Source organism: Hymenobacter humi (genome assembly GCF_042665855.1).
Lineage (GTDB): Bacteria > Bacteroidota > Bacteroidia > Cytophagales > Hymenobacteraceae > Hymenobacter > Hymenobacter humi.
In genome coordinates, this window is record NZ_JBHTEK010000001.1 from 3752625 (window position 1) to 3769613 (window position 16989).

General features: G+C 63.0%; 13 protein-coding genes and 2 pseudogenes. 4 read left to right on the forward strand and 11 right to left on the reverse strand.

Translation table 11 applies throughout. The features are described 5' to 3' along the window. Nucleotides 1-197: 197 nt before the first annotated feature. Together ACFQT0_RS21115 and ACFQT0_RS21120 are read left to right on the forward strand one after the other, a co-directional pair. Nucleotides 198-950 carry a GAF domain-containing protein gene (locus tag ACFQT0_RS21115; RefSeq protein WP_380205078.1) on the forward strand — a complete coding sequence of 251 codons (753 nt, stop codon included), beginning with the start codon at nt 198-200 and terminating at the stop codon, nt 948-950. Between the two features lie 358 nt (nt 951-1308). Next, nucleotides 1309-2844: a lipase maturation factor family protein gene (locus ACFQT0_RS21120; protein ID WP_380205079.1), complete on the forward strand. Its 1536-nt coding sequence runs from the start codon at nt 1309-1311 to the stop codon at nt 2842-2844. 86 nt (nt 2845-2930) lie between these two features. Here ACFQT0_RS21120 and ACFQT0_RS21125 read toward each other — a convergent pair whose 3' ends face one another. Further along, nucleotides 2931-3461 (reverse strand): hypothetical protein, encoded by a 531-nt coding sequence (locus ACFQT0_RS21125; RefSeq protein ID WP_380205080.1) that lies wholly within the window; start codon nt 3459-3461, stop codon nt 2931-2933. A 302-nt stretch (nt 3462-3763) separates the two neighbouring features. On the opposite strand from ACFQT0_RS21125, the gene ACFQT0_RS21130 reads away from it, so the two are divergent. Beyond that, nucleotides 3764-4345 (forward strand): outer membrane beta-barrel protein, encoded by a 582-nt coding sequence (locus tag ACFQT0_RS21130; protein WP_380205081.1) that lies wholly within the window; start codon nt 3764-3766, stop codon nt 4343-4345. A gap of 26 nt (nt 4346-4371) precedes the next feature. Further along, nucleotides 4372-4512 (forward strand): hypothetical protein, encoded by a 141-nt coding sequence (locus tag ACFQT0_RS21135; protein WP_380205082.1) that lies wholly within the window; start codon nt 4372-4374, stop codon nt 4510-4512. A 73-nt stretch (nt 4513-4585) separates the two neighbouring features. Here the strand turns inward: ACFQT0_RS21135 and ACFQT0_RS21140 are convergent, their stop codons facing one another. The 10 genes and pseudogenes from ACFQT0_RS21140 to ACFQT0_RS21185 all read right to left on the reverse strand — a co-directional run bounded on the left by ACFQT0_RS21140 (nt 4586) and on the right by ACFQT0_RS21185 (nt 16101). Then, nucleotides 4586-5017, reverse strand: coding sequence for a DUF1810 domain-containing protein (locus ACFQT0_RS21140; RefSeq protein ID WP_380205083.1), 432 nt, complete (start codon nt 5015-5017; stop codon nt 4586-4588). A 225-nt stretch (nt 5018-5242) separates the two neighbouring features. After that, on the reverse strand, nt 5243-6100 hold the full coding sequence (locus ACFQT0_RS21145; protein ID WP_380205084.1) for an alpha/beta fold hydrolase: 858 nt from the start codon (nt 6098-6100) through the stop codon (nt 5243-5245). A 98-nt stretch (nt 6101-6198) separates the two neighbouring features. Beyond that, entirely contained in the window at nt 6199-6624 is a 426-nt protein-coding gene (locus tag ACFQT0_RS21150; protein WP_380206094.1) for a class I adenylate-forming enzyme family protein, read from the reverse strand. A 39-nt stretch (nt 6625-6663) separates the two neighbouring features. Further along, nucleotides 6664-7705 (reverse strand): annotated as a pseudogene (locus ACFQT0_RS21155) (AMP-binding protein); the annotation flags it as partial. Nucleotides 7706-7867: 162 nt separating this feature from the next. Then, the gene (locus tag ACFQT0_RS21160; protein ID WP_380205085.1) at nt 7868-9466 is read right to left on the reverse strand and encodes a sodium:solute symporter family transporter; all 1599 of its coding nucleotides are present in this window, start codon (nt 9464-9466) and stop codon (nt 7868-7870) included. 90 nt (nt 9467-9556) lie between these two features. Continuing rightward, the gene (locus tag ACFQT0_RS21165; RefSeq protein ID WP_380205086.1) at nt 9557-9769 is read right to left on the reverse strand and encodes a 3-oxoacyl-[acyl-carrier-protein] synthase III C-terminal domain-containing protein; all 213 of its coding nucleotides are present in this window, start codon (nt 9767-9769) and stop codon (nt 9557-9559) included. 274 nt (nt 9770-10043) lie between these two features. Then, nucleotides 10044-10562 (reverse strand): annotated as a pseudogene (locus tag ACFQT0_RS21170) (3-oxoacyl-ACP synthase III family protein); the annotation flags it as partial. Nucleotides 10563-10566: 4 nt separating this feature from the next. Continuing rightward, the gene (gene fabG / locus ACFQT0_RS21175; protein ID WP_380205087.1) at nt 10567-11310 is read right to left on the reverse strand and encodes a 3-oxoacyl-ACP reductase FabG; all 744 of its coding nucleotides are present in this window, start codon (nt 11308-11310) and stop codon (nt 10567-10569) included. Between the two features lie 298 nt (nt 11311-11608). Beyond that, on the reverse strand, nt 11609-12298 hold the full coding sequence (locus tag ACFQT0_RS21180) for a T9SS type A sorting domain-containing protein (RefSeq protein ID WP_380205088.1): 690 nt from the start codon (nt 12296-12298) through the stop codon (nt 11609-11611). Between the two features lie 2 nt (nt 12299-12300). Continuing rightward, nucleotides 12301-16101: a beta strand repeat-containing protein gene (locus tag ACFQT0_RS21185; RefSeq protein ID WP_380205089.1), complete on the reverse strand. Its 3801-nt coding sequence runs from the start codon at nt 16099-16101 to the stop codon at nt 12301-12303. Nucleotides 16102-16989 lie beyond the last annotated feature (888 nt).

The window sequence follows — 16989 nt, forward strand, 5'->3', positions numbered from 1 at the left end:
AAATAAGCGGGTGCTTTCTTGCGAAAGCGCACGCGTAGCATACAACCTGTCCGGCCTCCCTTTGTTGGGTGCCTGCTTCCGGAACCTGCGTTCTGCTAAGGCGGAAGGTGCTTCTTTTGTAGCGGTTAGCTTCCTTCTGCTTACGCATCTCGTATGTTGGTGAAACGAGGCGAACCACCTTTCCCCAAGCCGCACTCATGCTCACGCCTGCTGCCCTCCTGCACCCCGACGAGTCCGAACGCCTGCGGACCCTGCAGCACTACGACTTCATGGCGGCGCCGCCCGAGGACGTTTTTACCGACCTTGTGGCCCTTTCGGCCCAGGTGTTTGGCCAGCCCCAGGCCTTTCTGGCCCTCGTCGACGAGGACGAAGTACACTTTCCCGTCTGGCACGGCGTCCCGGCTATGCCGCCGGTGGCCCGGGCCCAGGCGCTGTGCTCCACGGCGATTCTGTACCCGCACGCCGTGGCTTATCAGGACCTCGCCACCGCTCCGCAAGGCGGTGCCGACGCCCCGGCCATCCGCGCGGTATTGAGCAAGGGCGCGGGCTTCTACGCCGCGGCGCCACTCACCATGCCCGACGGCCGCCCCATCGGGGTGCTGTGCCTGGTGGGCCCGCGCCCGCGGTCCTTCGACGCCGCCGAGCAGGAAGTCCTCGAAGCCATTGCCAACGTAGCCAGTCTCGCCATCGCAGTGCGCCACCTCTGCCAGAGCATCCCCGAGCCTGGGCGCCGAGCAGTGGGAAACGGTGTGCCGCCGCCTGCGTCACGACGTGCACGCCCTGCGCACCCTCCTGCGCGGCCTGCTCACCGAGCACGGCACCCACGCGCCCCTACAGCCGGTGGTGCTGCAGCCCGTGCAGCGGCGGCTACAGGCGCTGCGCATCGTGCTTTCAGAGTAGCGCCCGGCCCGCGTGCGCTTTCTGCTCAGGCACCCGCCTTCGGCAATTAGAGCACAGCTACGAGCGGGGCTTTATCCCAGAGAATCATAAGCGACCTGAGGGGCAAGTTCCCAGGCTGATACACGCTGGGCATGCAGGCCGGTCTGAGCCGCGCCTATCAATGGGCTCAATCACGACCGAGGGCAGCCGCAGCTGCTTTGGGCTGCTGGCCCCGCCCCACCGAAGCTCAGCCTAAACCAACCCTCCATTCCTCAGTATGTAAAGGGCAGGAATGGGTGAGGCCGGTTTAGCCAAAAGCATGGCGAAATCCGCCTCACCCGCCCGAATGAGCTACCGCTCCCCGGCCATGCTCCCAGTGGGCATTCGCAAAGCAATCAACGTCGTGTTCTCCCATCAGCGAACCTTCTCATGGATAGCGTTGCCCAAAGCATTTCCCGTGCCCCCGGCTCACCACCCACTTACTGGCTCGCGCGGTTTGTAATCCTGCGCCTGCTGGGGGCCATTTATGCGGTGGCCTTTCTCGTGGCCATCAATCAGATTGTGCCATTAATTGGCTCAACGGGGCTGCTGCCGGTGGGGAATTACCTCCAGCAGGTGAGCCAGGCGCTGGGGTCCGATGCCGCCGGTTTTGCGCGGCTGCCGTCGCTTTTCTGGCTTGGGCACTCCGATACGGCCCTGCTGGCGGCGGCCTGGCTGGGCCTCGGGCTTTCCTGTGTGGTGGTGGCCGGCTGGGCCAATGGCCTGCTGCTGGCCGTGCTCTGGGTGCTGTACATGTCGTTTGTGCACGTGGGGCAGGAATGGTACGGCTACGGCTGGGAGATTCAGCTCACCGAGACCGGGTTTCTGACCATCTTTCTTTGCCCGCTGCTCGACGCGCGGCCGTTTCCCCGGTACCCGCCGCCGATGCCCGTCATCGTGCTGTTTCGGTGGCTGGCGTTTCGCGTCATGCTGGGCGCCGGCCTCATCAAGCTGCGCGGCGACGAGATATGGCGCAACAGCACCGCGCTGTACTACCATTTCGAAACGCAGCCCATTCCCGGGCCGCTGAGCCGATGGTTCCATTTTCTGCCGCGCCTCGCGCTCCGGATGGGTGTGTGGTTTAACTGGCTGGCCGAAATCGTGGCGCCGTTTTTTGCGTTCGGGCCGCGCCTGGCCCGGCACGTGGCGGGCGTGTTGATGGTGGTGTTTCAGCTCAACATCATTCTCAGCGGCAACCTCTCGTTTCTGAACTGGCTGACCATCGTGCCGGCCCTGGCTTGTTTCGACGACGGCTTCTGGGCCCGGCTGCTGCCCCGGCGGCTGGTGCGGCGGGCAGCGGCCGCGGCGGCGAGTGCCCAGGAATCGCGGCCCATGCGCACGGCGGCCTGGGTGGTAACGGCCCTTATCGCCGCCCTGAGCATCCGGCCGGCCCTCAACATGGTATCGCCGGGCCAAATCATGAACACCTCCTTCGACCCGCTCGACCTCGTGAACACCTACGGGGCCTTTGGCACGGTGGGCCGCGAGCGGCTAAACGTGGTATTCGAAGGCACGATGGACGAAAACCCCAGCGACACAAGCCATTGGAAGCCGTATCCCTACAAAGGCCTGCCGGTGGCCCTCGACCAGCGCCCGCCCCAAATCGCGCCGTACCAGCTGCGGCTGGACTGGCAAATGTGGTTTGCCTCGATGGCCACGCCCACCGAATACCCCTGGACGGTGCACCTGGTGTGGAAGCTCCTGCACAACGACCCGGGCGCCGTCGGCCTGTTTGCCGCCAACCCCTTCCCCGACCGGCCGCCGCGCTACATCCGCGCCGTGCGCTACCGGTATTCGTTTGCCCGGCCCGGCAACCCGCAGGGCCTGTGGTGGCAGCGGGAGCCGGTAGATATCTGGCTACCGGCCATGTCCGCCGACAATCCGCGCCTGCTGGCCTATTTGAAATGGGCCGGCTGGCTTCCCTGATGCGCGAGCAGTTGAGCTACTTCTTCTGCGGGCTCTTCCTCTCACTCGCATCAGGCGTTCACGGAACTCATGCCCCAGTGCGTTTACTATAACGCCTTGCGCATGCCCTCTTGCAGGTGGGCCAGCACCTCGGTGGTGACTTCCTTAAAGCATGTGCGCATGGTCCCATTGAATCGTGCAGCGGTTTCGTTGTAGGGAATAAAGTTGCCGTTGAAGTAGGTTTCGGCGGGCGTTTCGGAGACCGGAGACCGGTCCGAGCCCGGATTCACGAAGAAGAAATCCTTCACCTCGTACTGGTAGCGGCCTTTGCGCACCGAAATCGTGACGGTGTAGCGCAGCGCACTCATCAGGAGTTTATTCCCGGCCCAGTCATAGGCCAAGGGGCAGACACCCGTCGTGCGCACCACCTCGGTATCGGGCCCGTGGGTACTCACGGGGAACTGGCCGGCGGGGGTTACTTGCTGGGCCCATGCACGTGCGCGCAGCACCAAGTCCGCCTGGCTCACGCCCTCGACCGGCACTACTGCCGTGTAGGCAAAGCGGTGCGTCCGGGGCAGGAGCCCGGTCGGCAGGGATTGGCCCCGGCTAGGGCCGGCCAGGCCGCAGAGCAGGACCAAAAGCAGCCACGGGAGGCAGATGGAGGAAAAACAATACTTCATTCAAAGGGGCTGAAATGTAGGAACAAGGGTTGGCCCCGGCAACGCGGAACCAGGAAACAACCACGGGGGCGGCGCAAGCTACCACGGTTCCAAGGGCCGCGCTATTCCATCGGTTGGTTTCACATAAACGGCCGGAGAAGTAAAGAGGGGTTTATATACTACTAGCTACATAAACGCCGTTCTTTCCTAACAGGCCGGAACGCGTGCGTGAACGAACATCCCGCTGCAACCTGTGGACTGATACGACTCCTCATAGCGTCATGAGAAAAGCCTTCACTACCTCGTTGCTGGCGGGCAGTTTGTTGCTCGACGCCGCCATGGCCCACGCGCAGGCCACCTTCCGCCTGGGCCCGAAAGTGGGCTACAACCTGTCTTCCTGCCGCATCGCTCTCCCCGACCTGCCCGACCCATTGTCGATGAGCACCTCCTACCGCAGTGGGGCCGAAGCCGGGCTGGTGGCCCAGGCAAGAGTGTCGGACCGCCTGGTGGTGCAGCCGGCCGTGCTCTACGCGCAGAAAGGCTACGGCTTTGCGCGGCAGAACCACAATGCGTCCTTTACCCACCGCGAGGAGCACGCGTACCGGCTCGACTATCTGAGCGTGCCCGTGAACCTGGTTTATAGCCAGCGGCCGGCGGGCCGGGGGCGCAGGTGTTTGCCGGCCCGTACGCGGGCTATTTGCTCGGCGGCTTGGTCACTGCCACTATCAGCGACAGTTATGGGCCCGGCGCTGCGGGCAGCGGGGCAGTCGGTAGCAAGGTGGTGGACCGCGAACGATACGCCAATACCCCCAACGGGAAGTTCTACTCCCGGCGACCCGACCTGGGCTTCCAGGCGGGGGTAGGCTACGGCTTCGCCGGCGGGCTGCAAGTGCAGGCCGGCTACAGCCAGGGCGTGCGCACGGTCGGCACCGCCTACGAGGCCCAGCTCACCAGTCCCGCGGCCCTGCCAACCTACCGCAACCACGCCTTTCAGGTCGCGGTGGCCTACCTGCTAGGGCCCAAAAGCTAGCATACCGGGGAGCCGAATTTTAGGCATTCCGACCAAGCGCTGCGCCAGTTGAAACGGCGAGAAACTATACGCCTCAGGAGCGCGGCTCGAGCAGGCGCAAGGTGTGCTCGTCGGGCCGGCCCTGGAAGAACTTGTCGAGCACCTGTTGAAAGACCGGGTGGGCATTGGGCAATGCTGCAAACAGGGTCATGCACGATTTCAGCTTCACGTCGTCGGGGCTGCCCATGATGCGCGTGGCATCGCTGCCGCCCAGCGCCAGCAAGGCCTCGCTGATGCGCACCAGCCGCGGGCCCAATACGGGGTGTTGCGCGTAGTCTTGCGCTTCCTGGCTGCCCTGGAGGCCGTAGTAATGGGAAGTTGAGCTAAAGCCCAGGCCCTGGAGCTGCGGAAAGATGTACCACATCCAGTGGCTCTGTTTCCGGCCCCGCTGGATTTCCGACAGGGCCACGGGGTAATCGGCCTCTTGGGCGTCCAGAAATCGTTGCAAAGAGGTGTCGTTGCGCATGCCAGTTCTACGGCAGCAGCTTAAGAATAGCTGTGGGCAGCTATTCAGAAAGTGAGTGCCCCGTAGAAATATACCAGTACAAAAAGAACGTCATGCCGAGCGCAGCCGAGGCATCTCGCGTGGAGTAGTCATCCTATTAGCTCAACGAAGCGGGCGAGAGGCACGGCTGCGCTCGGCATGACGTTCTATATACTACCGATTACTGATGATGGAGCACTTTATAGCCTACCGTACAAAATTGGCCACCAGCCGGTTAAACTCGGCCGCTTGCTCGTAGTGGGCGAAGTGGCCGGCTTCGGGCAGCAGCACCTGCTGGGCGTGGGGCAACCGGGCCAGCCCGGCAGCCGATACTTGCGCCGTGGTGAGCTTCGGGTGTAGGGCGCGGTTGGGAATCAGGAAATCTTCGGCGCCGAACACGACCAGCGTGGGCTGCTTCACCTGGGGCAGGCGGTCGAAAATGGGGCCGTCGAGCATGCCGGCCATGCTGTTGACCACCGTTTGGGCGTACTGGGCAAAGTCGTCGCACTGCATCATGCGCAGGCGTTCGGCTATCCAGAGGTCCACTTCGGCGGGCATGCGGTAGAAGTTGTACTTGTGGTTGGTGCGCACCTGCGCCTCGGGCGTGCTCACGATGGACGGCACCGTGTAGAACGCGCGCAGCTGCTGCCGCTCGGGCTCGGTGAAGGTCTCGAAGCCGGCCGGCGAGGTGAGCACCAGCTTCTGCACGTCGGCGGGGTATTTCAGGGCCAGGGTCACGGCAATTTGGCCGCCCATGCTGTGGCCCACCAGCGTCACTTTCTTGAGGTGCAGCTTCTGGATGAACTGGTGGATGACCTCGGCGTAGAAGTCCATAGTGCCCGTGTACTGGCCCTTGGACGACTTGCCGTAGCCCGGCAAATCAACGGCCAGGCAGCGGGCCGTTTTGCTCAATTCCGGAATACTGCGCTCCCAGGCCCGCACGTAGCTGCTCAGACCGTGGATGAATATGAGCGTATTCGGCCCCTTGCCCGCGTCCACATAGGCCAGCTGCACCGAGTCGGCCAGCGCCACGGTGTGCTCGGGAAAACCATAGGGGCCAATCACCTGACGAATCGGCACTGTTTGCGTCGGATAACTCATCGCCGGAGAAAGGCTTGGGAGGATGAACAGAAGTAGGGCGGGCAGGAAACGGAGGGCGCGGCTCATACGCTGGCTTTCAGGGCCTTTTTATTGATTTTGCCGGTGTCGTTTTTGGGCAGCTCGGGCACCAGCTCCAGGTACTTGGGCACCTTGAAGCGGGCCAGGTTGACACAGCAGTAGGCCTGCAGGGCTTCGCAGGAAATCTCGAGGTCCTTGGTCACGATGAAGGCCTTGCCCACTTCGCCCCAGCGCTCGTCGGGCACGCCGATTACGGCCACTTCCGATACGCCCGGGAACGTGAGCAGAAACCGCTCAATCTCAGCCGGGTACACGTTTTCGCCGCCCGAGATGTACATGTTTTTGATGCGGTCCATCACGAAGAAGTAGCCCTCGGCGTCGCGCCGCAGCAGGTCACCGGTGCGAAACCAGCCGTCGGGCATGGCCTTGGCGGTGGCTTCGGGGTCGCGCCAGTAGCCGGGCGTGGTCATGGGGCCGCGCAGGCACAGCTCGCCTACTTCGTCGGGGCCCACTTCCTGGCCCTGCTCGTCGATGAGCATGGTTTCGACGTAGAAATTGGAACGCCCAATGGAGCCAATTTTGCGCATGGCATCGTCCTGGTGCAGCGAAAACAGGTTGGGGCCTACTTCAGTCAGCCCAAAGCCCTGGCGGATTTTGATGCCCTTGCGGTCCCAGGCCCGGATGACTTCCAGCGGCAGGGCCTCCTCCTACTATGAAATAGCGCAGGCTGCTCAGGTCGGCGGCCGCGAAGGCCGGGCTTTCCATCATCATCTTGAGCATGGTGGGCACGCCCATGAAGATGTCGGCCTGCTCCTGGTCGAGCAGCGCCAGCAGCCGCTCGGGCTGGAATTTCTTGAGCAAGCCCACCGTGGCGCCGCGGTGCAGAAACGGCGTCAGCAGCACGTTCCAGCCGCCGGTATGGAAGGGCGGCATGCAGTTGATGGTGACGTCGTCGGGGGTGATTTCCAGGCTCTGCGAGGTGTTCAGGCTGTTCCACAGCAGCATGCGGTGCGTGTAGAGGGCGCCTTTGGGAAAGCCGGTGGTGCCGGAGGTGTAGAGGATGAACACGGCATCGTCCTCGTCTAGCTCAACTGCGGCGAAGGGCACCGGCTCCGGCGCTTCCAGGCCGCGCTGGCACATATCAGTCAGCGACTGCATGGGCCACACTTCCGGCGCAGAAGACCCTTGGAGCGCCTGCAGCTGCGAGGCTTTGTCCTGAAATTGGGCTTCGCAAATCAGCAGCGCGGGCTTGCAGTTGCTCACCAAGTAGTCGATTTCGGCCGGGGCCAGCCGGTAGTTTATCGGCACGAGGATGAGGCCGGTTTTCTGAGCTGCCACAAACAGGGCCACGTATTCTAAGCAGTGCTCGGCCAGCACCATCACCCGGTCGCCCTTGCGCAGGCCGTGGCGCTGGGTGAGCTCCGCAGCCAGGAAGCTGCCTGCTTGGTTGAGTTCAGCATAGGTCCAGGCCCGGTCGGTATCCAGCTCTTTCAGGGCTGGTTTGCGCGGCGAGTAGAGCGCCCATTTCGCGGCCCAGTCTTTCGTGTACATCGGATGAGGTGGTGTTGGGGTGGTGGGAATTTTGGATGAAGAAGTGCAGCGGCACAGTTGAGGAACCTCACCCCCGGCCCCTCTCCATAAGAGAGGGGAGCCACGGCGGCGCGGCAAGTAGCGCGGACTCTGTAGTCCGCGTATCGTTCGCGCAGACGCGGACTACAGAGTCCGCGCTACAGTTGTCCGGCTTCCCTCTCTTATGGGGAGGGGCTGCCCTGTAGGGGCCTCGTGAAGTTCCCCCGCTAAGGGCTCTGCAGCCTGGCGCCGGGCCAGATACAGCGCCCCGCCCACCGCCACCGAAGCCACGATGGCGATGGCCGCCGATACCCCAGGGTTGCGCACGGGCGCCTGCATGTAGGGTGTGAGGCGCCCGAAGTAAATGGCAAAGTGCACCAGCAGCGCCGTGACCGACGCCGCAGCCACAGCCACTCGCGGCGCATCCCTCAGGAAAATCCCGAAGCTGATGGGCACGAAAGCCGCGGCGAAATAGGCGTACACGCCCGTCTGAGCGAAGATGGCCACGCTGAGCTTGGCGTTCACAAACTGGTCGTACGACAGCCAGATGGCAATGGCGCCAAGCGCGGCAATCACCACGCGGTTGAGCAGGATTTCGCGGCCGAAACCGCCGGCGCCACCAAACGCCGTGCTCGGCAGCAAGGGCTTGATGATGTCGGCCGTGATGGTGCTCGAGAGCGACTGAATCAGGCTTTCCAGCGTGGAAATTCCAGCCGAAATCAGGCCCATTATTATCAGCACGCCCATGTATACCGGAAATTCCCGCACCACGTAGGCCGACATTATCTTGTCCATCTTCAGCTCCTGGCCATTCAGCACCAGGCCCGGGAAAGCCAGGCGGGCATACAGCCCCACAAATACCACCGAGAAAAACACGGTGAGCACCAGCACCGCCGTGGTGAGGTAACGGTTCACGTCCTTCTCGTTGTCAAGCAGCAGCGACTTGGTGATGAGGTGGGGCTGGCACACGATGGCGATGCCGATGACCACTTGGCAAAACACGATTTCGAAGTAGTCGCGGAACAGGTAGCTGCCCGGGTTGTTGGCGTGCGTCAGGGCCGGGTCGATAGCACCGAGCCGGTCCACAAAACCGTGCACGCCCTGGCTGAAATGCTCGTAGCCGGAGGTGAGCAGCACCAGCGCCACCAGCAGCTTTAGGCAGGCCTGAATGGTATTGGTATACACCATCGAATTGGCCCCGCCGAACATCATGTAGCCGAAAATGAACACCACCACGCCCACCAGCACGGGCAGCGGCGGCGCGTTCAGGGCATTGCTGAGCACCTGCGTCAGCCCTACGCAAATGAGCACGATGAAGGTGATGAGCAGCAGCGACAGCCACCCAAAGTAGCGCGTGAGCCCACGGCTCTGAAACCGCGTGCCTATCCACTGCGCCAACGTGTGGGCCTTCACCGTCTGCCCGTGCTTGCGGAAGCCTTTGGTGAACACCACCAGCGAAGCCATCGAAGCAATGGGCATCACCACGCCAAAGGAGAGCATGGCACTGAGCCCATTGATGGCCACAAAGCCGGGGTTAATAATGAACGTGGCCGCGCTGGTCATGGACGCGGCCAGCGACAGCCCCACCGCCACCGGTGAAAACCGCACTGACCCCACCGCATAATCGGCCATACTATTGATGCGCAAGGCCCCGCGCACCACAAAAAACAGGATGACGGCCGCATAGCACGCCAGCAAAATGGCCGTGGCGGTAACTTGCTGCGAAGTAGCGATGCCGTTCATATGTAAGGATGTAGCGTGGACTCTGCGAGTCCGCGAGTGAGCATATGTTTTAGAAGCGTATGGTGCGGGCGCGGACTCGCAGAGTCCACGCTACATTCTAAAAGCAGCCCCGGCAAAGGCAAGCCCACCACCGGAGCCAATCAGAAATATCAGGTCGTTTTCTTTAATATCACCCTTGGTCACCGCATAGTCGAGGGCCATGGGGATGGCGGCGGAGCCGGTATAGCCGTAGCGGTCCATGACGAGCGGGGCCCGGTTGTGGGGCACGCCCAGCCGGTCGAGGGTTTCGTGAATGGCGTGCACGTTGAGCCTGCGTCATCACGTAGTGGTCCACGGCGCGGGGGCTTACGCCAATGTCGTCGGCCATTTCTTCGGCCAGGCGGGTCCAGACTTCGGGGTTGAGCTGTTTGGGGAAGCGGTGCACAAACTTGAGCTTGTGGTCGTTGCGGGCCACTACTTCGGCCGTCACGGGCTGGTGGGAAGCGCCGGCGTAGATGCCCATCCAGGAGGCGTACTGGCCTTCAGTGTGGAGGCGGCTGGTGAGGAAGCCGCGGTCGGTATCGGTGGCGGCGGTGAGCAGCACGGCACCGGCACCGTCGGCAAAGAGCGTCACGGTTTTCTTATCGGTCAGGTCGAGGTACTTGCTCATGGCGTAGCCGCCAATCACGAGCACGCGGTTGTAGCGCTTGTCCGACATAACGTACTTCGCGGCCACATCGAGGGCCGTCACGAAGCCGGCGCAGGCGGCGTTGAGGTCGAAAGTACCTGCTCCCGTGGCCCCCAGCCGGTGTTGCAGCACGGCGGCCGTGGAGGGCGACACATACTCCGGCGTGTCGGTGGCCACGATGAGCAGGTCCAGTTCGTCGGGGCGCACGCCGGCGCGCTCCAGCGCCTGGCGGGCCGCCCCTCGCAGAGGTCGGCCACCGATTCGTCGGCGGCGCACCAGCGGCGGGAGTAGATATTCACGTTGTCGCGCAGCCACTGGTCCACGTCCTCGCCCAGCAGGCTCGTTGAAGTAGGCGTTGGGCAGCTCCCGCTCCGGCACGCAGGAGCCGGTGCTGGTAATCAGGGCGCGGCGGGCGGTGGTCGTGCTCATGGCCTTAGATGGTAATGGCGCCGTCCACGCTCAGCACGGTGCCGCTCACGTAGCCGGCTTCGTCGGAGGCCAGGAATAAGTAGGCTGCGGCAATGTCTTCGGGCCGGCCCAGGCGGCCCAGGGGCGTGCGGCTTTTCAGGGCATCGAGCACCTTTTCGGGGATGGTATTCAGCATATCGGTGGCCATAAAGCCGGGGGCCACGGCGTTTACGGTGATGTTGTACTTGCCCAGCTCGCGGGCCAGCGTCTTGGTCAGCCCAATGAGGCCGGCCTTGGTGGCAGCGTAGTTGCTCTGGCCGAAGTTGCCGTACAGCCCCACCACCGACGAGGTGTTGATGATGCGGCCGCTGCGCTGGGCCTCCATGTAGGGCGCCACGGCCTGGGCGCACACAAACACGCCGGTCAGGTTCACGTCGATTACCTGCTGCCACTGGGCCAGGGTCATCTTGCGCAGCGAGGCGTCGCGGGTGATGCCGGCGTTGTTTATCAGCACGTCGATGCGGCCGAACTCGGTTTGCACGGCCTGGGCGGCGGCGGCCACCTGCTCGGGCTGGGTGGTGTTTACCTGGGCCACCACCGCCTTCCCGCCGGCCGCTTCTATCTCGCCGCGGGTGGCTTCCGCTTTAGCCTTGTCGATATCCCAGATAACCACGATGGCGCCCTCGGCGGCAAACCGCAGGGCCGAAACCCGCCCGATGCCGCTGGCCCCGCCGGTGATGATGACTACTTTGTCCTGTGCTCGTTTCATGGTGGGTTTTAATTCAGCATGAAAGTAGCGGGGCTCCATTTTCAGCCTTGCGGGAAGGCGAAGAAAACCGGGGTGGACTTAAGCCAAATTTTAAGCAACGGGATTTAATAAAATATTAACAATCAAAAAATTGAGCCAAAGCAGCCATTGTCGGACTACAAGTATCCCCTACCCTTCCCGGGCTTGCTTCCTGCCCAGCCGCCGCCCGACAATCGACAAGACGAGCTCGGAAATCACGACACAAAAAAAGACCGGCAGCTTGGCGGCTGCCGGTCTTTTTTGTGCACTTACTCCCCGGTTACTTTTTCAGGACCAGGCGCTTGGTCTGCGTCGACTTCTCCGACGACAGACGCAGCATGTACACCCCTTCGGCCAAATCCTTTCCGGCAATCCGGTAGCTGTAGGCCTTCCCGGCTTCGGCCACTCCTTCCGCAATGCGGTTCACCACCCGGCCGCTCATATCCAGCAGCTGCAGCGTGTAGTGCTCCGACTTGCTGAACGTGAACTGGGCCGAGGCTTGCTGCGAGAAGGGGTTCGGGTAGATGTCGAGGCTGCCCTGGGCACCGTTCACCTCGCCGCCAGCGGTATCACTATTGTGATTGGCGGGCGTGCCGCCCAGGGGGCAGCCGGCGTTGTTGTAGTTGTCCAGCGTGGAAGCGAGCGAACCGGAAGTGCCATGCGTGAAGGCATAGTTAACATCGGCGATGAGCACCGACATATGGCCTTCGTACTTGGAGTTGTAGTTCACCTCGCTGCTGCACACATTGAGCAGCGCAGCCACCGACTGCCGGCCCAGGTTGTAGATGCCGCCGCCGCCCTGGTTCAGGACATCCAGCAGGCTCATGCCCTTCAGCTGGCTGGGAGCACTGGCAAATACGGAACCGTAGAGCATGCCGGGGCGGTAGGTCGAGCACCACCGGTTGGTGTGGTTCTTCCAGTAGCCCAGCGTGCAGCCCTCGGCTACGCAGTTGGTGGGCGCCGGAATCACCGTTATCGAAGTGCCAGCGAGGGGCAGCCGGGGCTCGAACCTGCAATATTCACCCTGGTCAGGCTATAGACGCCGGGCGCAACGTTGGTAAAGATGCCGGTGGTGTTGCTAACCGTCGCCCGTACCGGATTGGTACCGGTCAGGTAGTAAGCATAGCCGGCGGTTGGCGAGGTCACGTTTACGGTGCCCATGGCCATGGTGCAGCTTGGCTGCACTACGGTGCCCGCCGGCGCAGTGGGGATAGCCGGGACACCGTTGATGAACACGACGTAAGGAGCGGACACGCAGCCGGCGGCGTTGGTCAGCGTCAGGCTGTAGTTACCCGAAGCCAGGCTGGTGAACACACCGGTCGTGTTGCTCACCGGAGCCGAGAGGCCGCTACCACTCAGGGTAGCCATGCCGCCAGCCAGGTTGTGCAGCGTAATTGAGCCCGCGCGCACCGTGCAGCTTGGTTGCACGGTGGCCACGTTGGCCGCCAGAACAACCGAAGCCGCCGGAGCCGCGTTGATGGTCACCGAGTAGGCCGGCGAAACGCAGCCAGCCGCCGTGGTAAAGGTAACGCTGTAGGTTCCGGGAGCCAGGCTGGTCAGGTTGGTAACCACGGCCGTTGAGGGGCTAGGTCCGCGCACGGTAAAGGTGCCGGCGCCGAGGCCCGTCGTGTTGAGCGTAAGCGAGCCCGTGTGGTGGAAGCAGTTGGGCTGCACCACGCTCACGTTGGCGGCTGTAATGGCTGAGGCGGCCGGCGCAGGGTTCACCGTCAAGGCCAGCGGAGCGGAGGTGCAGCCGGCTGCGTTGGTCACGGTCAGGTTGTAAGCACCGGTGGGCAGCAGGGCGAACACATTGTTGGAGATAACGCCGCCCGTCGAGGTTGGGGTCAGGCGCACGGCAGCCCGCACGGGGCTGGTGCCCGTGAGCGTGTAAGTTGAGCCAATCACCACGTTATGCAGCGTGATAAAGCCGGCAGCCGTGCAGGTAGGCTGCGTTACAATGCCCAGCGGCGCAGCGGGCACGCCCAGGGGGCCAGCAATGGTGAAGCTGACAGCAGCGGAGGTGCAGCCGGCGGCATTGCGAGCCGTGATGGTGTGGGGGCCGGCGCTCAGGTTAGCAAAGCCGCCCGCGGGGTAAGCCACGAAGGTTGCCGAGCCGTCGAGGCTAAACGTGAGGCCCGCAGTGGAGGAGGTAATCGTGGCCACCGAACCGGCGGTGCACGTGGCCGCGCTCACGCTTACTACCGGAACATCGAGCGTAGCCGAGGGCCCCTGAACCGTGAAGCAGGCGGCCGCAGAGGTGCAGCCGGCCGCGTTGCGTACCGTGAGCGAGTGGGCACCGGCGCTCAGGCCAGTGAAGCCGCCAACCGGGTAAGCCGTGAAGGTCGTTGAGCCGTCGAGGCTAAAGGTCAAACCCGTGGTGCTCGAATTAATGGTAACCACCGAACTGGCCGAGCACGTCGAGGCGCTCACGCAGATGGCGGGCGCTACGGGCAAGCCGAAGGGGCCCACAATGGTGAAGCTGGCAGCAGCCGAAACGCAGCCGGCTTCGTTGCGAGCCGTGATGGTGTGGGGGCCGGCGCTCAGGTTAGCGTAGCCGCCCGCGGGGTAAGCCGCGAAAGTGCTCGAGCCGTCGAGGCTAAAGGTCAGGCTCGCAGTGGGCGAGGTAATCGTGGCCACCGAACCGGCGGTGCACGTTGCGGCGCTCACGCTCACCACGGGTGCGGCAGGAATGGCCGGCGCGGCATTGATGACCACTACACGGGCATCGGATACGCAGCCGCTGATGGCACTGGTAATGGTCAGGCTATAGCTGCCCGGGGCAAGACCAGTAAAGAGGCCCGTCGTGTTGCTTAGCGGGGCCGAGAGGCCACCACCGCTCAGGGTGGCTGTGGCGTTGTTCCGCAGGTTGGTGAGCGAAATTGAGCCGGTACGTACCGTGCAGGTAGGCTGAACTATTTCCACAATGGCACCCAAGATGTTCGGAATAACCGGCGCTTCATTGATAACCACCGCGAAGGCAGCCGATACGCAACCCGCGGCGTTGCTCAAGGTCAGGTTATAAGAACCGGCAGCCAGGCCGCTAAACGAGCCGGTGGTGCTGGTCATGGCCGAAGCCAGACCGCCACCGCTTATGGTAGCCGTACCACCTGCCAGGTTGTGCAGCGTCACCGAACCCGTGCGTACAATGCAGCCGGGCTGCACAATGGCTACGTTGGCTGCCACGATGACCGGGGTGGCAGGAGCGGCGTTAATGGTTACCGAGTAGGCAGCCGACACGCAGCCGGCGGTGTTGGTCAGCGTCAGGCTGTAGCTGCCCGGAGCCAGGTTGGCGAAGGCTCCAGTAGTATTGCTCACCGGAGCCGAGAGGCCGCCACCGCTCAGGGTGGCCGTGCCACCGGCCAGGTTGTGCAGCGTCACCGTGCCGGTGCGCACTGCGCAGGTGGGCTGCACTATTACCACATTATTCACCAGCACAACAGAAGCAGCCGGCGCAGGGTTGATAGTTACCGAGAATGCGGCCGAGGTGCAGCCGTTGAGCGTCCGGGTCAGGCTGTAAGTGCCCGCGGCTAGGCCCGTGAAGATGCCCGTGCTGTTGGTAACGGGGGCCGAGAGGCTGCCGCCGTTCAGGGTGGCCGTGCCGCCGTCCAAATTGTGCAGGGTAATCGAGCCCGTGCTGCTTGTGCACGAGGTTTGCACCACGACCACGCTGGCGGCCGGGATGACCGGCAGGGTGGGCCGAACGTTGATGGAGAAGGTAAAAGGAGCCGACATGCAGCCGGCCGTGTTGGTCAGCGTCAGGCTGTAGTTGCCCGGGGCCAGGCCCGTAAACACGCCCGTGGTGTTGCTCACCGGGGCCGAGAGCCCGCCCAGCGTAACCGTGCCCCCGGCCAGGTTGTGCAGCGTTACCGAGCCCGTGCGCACTTCGCAGGTGGTTTGGACAATGACCACATTGGCCGCCGCAATGACCGGGATGGCCGGCGCCGGGCTAATGACCACGCCGTAAGCCGCCGAGACGCAGCCGGCCGTGCTGGTCCAGGTCAGGTTGTAGCTGCCGGCGGCCAGGCCACTGAACGAGCCCGTGGTGCTGGTCATGGCGGAAGCCAGCCCGCCACCGCTCAGGGTAGCCGTGCCCCCGGCCAGGTTGTGCAGCGTAACTGAGCCAGTACGCACGATGCAGCCTGGCTGCACGGTAGCCACATTGGCCGCTACGATAACCGGGATAGCCGGCGCCGCGTTGATGGTAACGCTGACCGCGGGCGAGGTGCAGCCGCTGTGGGAGCGGGTCAGGCTGTAAGTGCCGGCCGCCAGGCCCGTGAAGACGCCCGTGCTGTTGGTAATGGGCGAAGCCAGCCCGCCCCCGCTCAGGGTAGCCGTGCCACCGCCCAGGTTGTGGATGGTAACCGAACCGGTGCGCACGGTGCAGGTGGGCTGCACCGTTACCACGCTGGTGCTGGCGATGGTGAGGTTGCAGCAACGCAGCAGGGAGCTGGTCCGGCCGCCGTCATACGCCTCGTTAATGGCCGAGATGATATCGTTCAGCTGCGAGAAGGAATAAGTCGTGGTGCAGCCGCCCAGGGCCTGGTTGGCCAGGGCAAGCACCTGGTTGACCGTCATGCCGTAGAAGGCGCCGCTCTGGGTAATGATGGCATTCCCCAGCAACGTGCTCGACGCACCGAAGCCGGCCTCATACCGGTCAAATTCTACCGAAAGCGTGAGGGCGACCACCTGGCCGGCCAGCACGTTTCGGTAATTGTCCCGCGTGGGGTCCATGTAGTTCTGGTCTAACGCCCGGGCGGTACTGCCCGAAGGCAAAAGGCTCGCACGGCAGCCGCCGATGTGAGCCTGAGGGTTTCGGCGCCGGTGCAGCCGCCCCCAATCGTGAGGCCGTTGCGGAACGCCAGGGGAACAGTCTGGCGACTATCGTTCCCGGGTTGTTGCCATGCGGCTCGGCGCCGTAGCCGCCCTGGGTGTAGGTCGTAAAACTACAGTTATCAGTAAGGGTCTGTGCATTCAGGGTCGAAAAGGTAGTGCTGATGCCGGCTAGTAGCAGCAGCGTTAGGAGCCAGCTGACTACTCGGTGAATACTCTCCGGGCGGGCCGCGGGTGCCATACCGGCAGCCAGGTGAACGTAACAGCTCTGCGCTCCGGGATAATGGCCACGTGTGTGGTCCTTGGATGAATTAGTCATGTTACCGATGTTTTACATATGAAGTGATGAGGGGTGAAATGGAAATGACGTTGGCTGCCAGGCAGCGCCCAAGCCCCGGCGCATAGCGCGTCGGGCCCGTACCGAGTAGTGCAAATCGCGGAGCATAAAGGCTCCGTTCCATAGCTTGTGGCTATCGGAAAACCCCTTTTAGCGAAAGGGGACTTGCGCCGGCCCCAAGCACCACTCAGGGAAAAGGCGTAAGCATGCAGCAGCAAAGAGCAGTAAGTATTCCGGCGTTGCCGGTGCCATGGAAGGCAGGTCCACTGAAATCCCACCCTAGAGCCGGGTGATACACGGGGTCACAGGCGCTGGCGGCAGCGCCAGCCTGTGGCAGAGGCCACGAGCCTGTTCTTTTGGATAGGCAATGATACTGAATTCAGAGATAAGAAGATGCAGATTTTGTATGTTATTTGATATTTTTTTATCCAATAGTCCAAGTTATTTTAACCTTAAATACTTTCACTTTACTCTAAATCAAGGCGCTAGCGCAA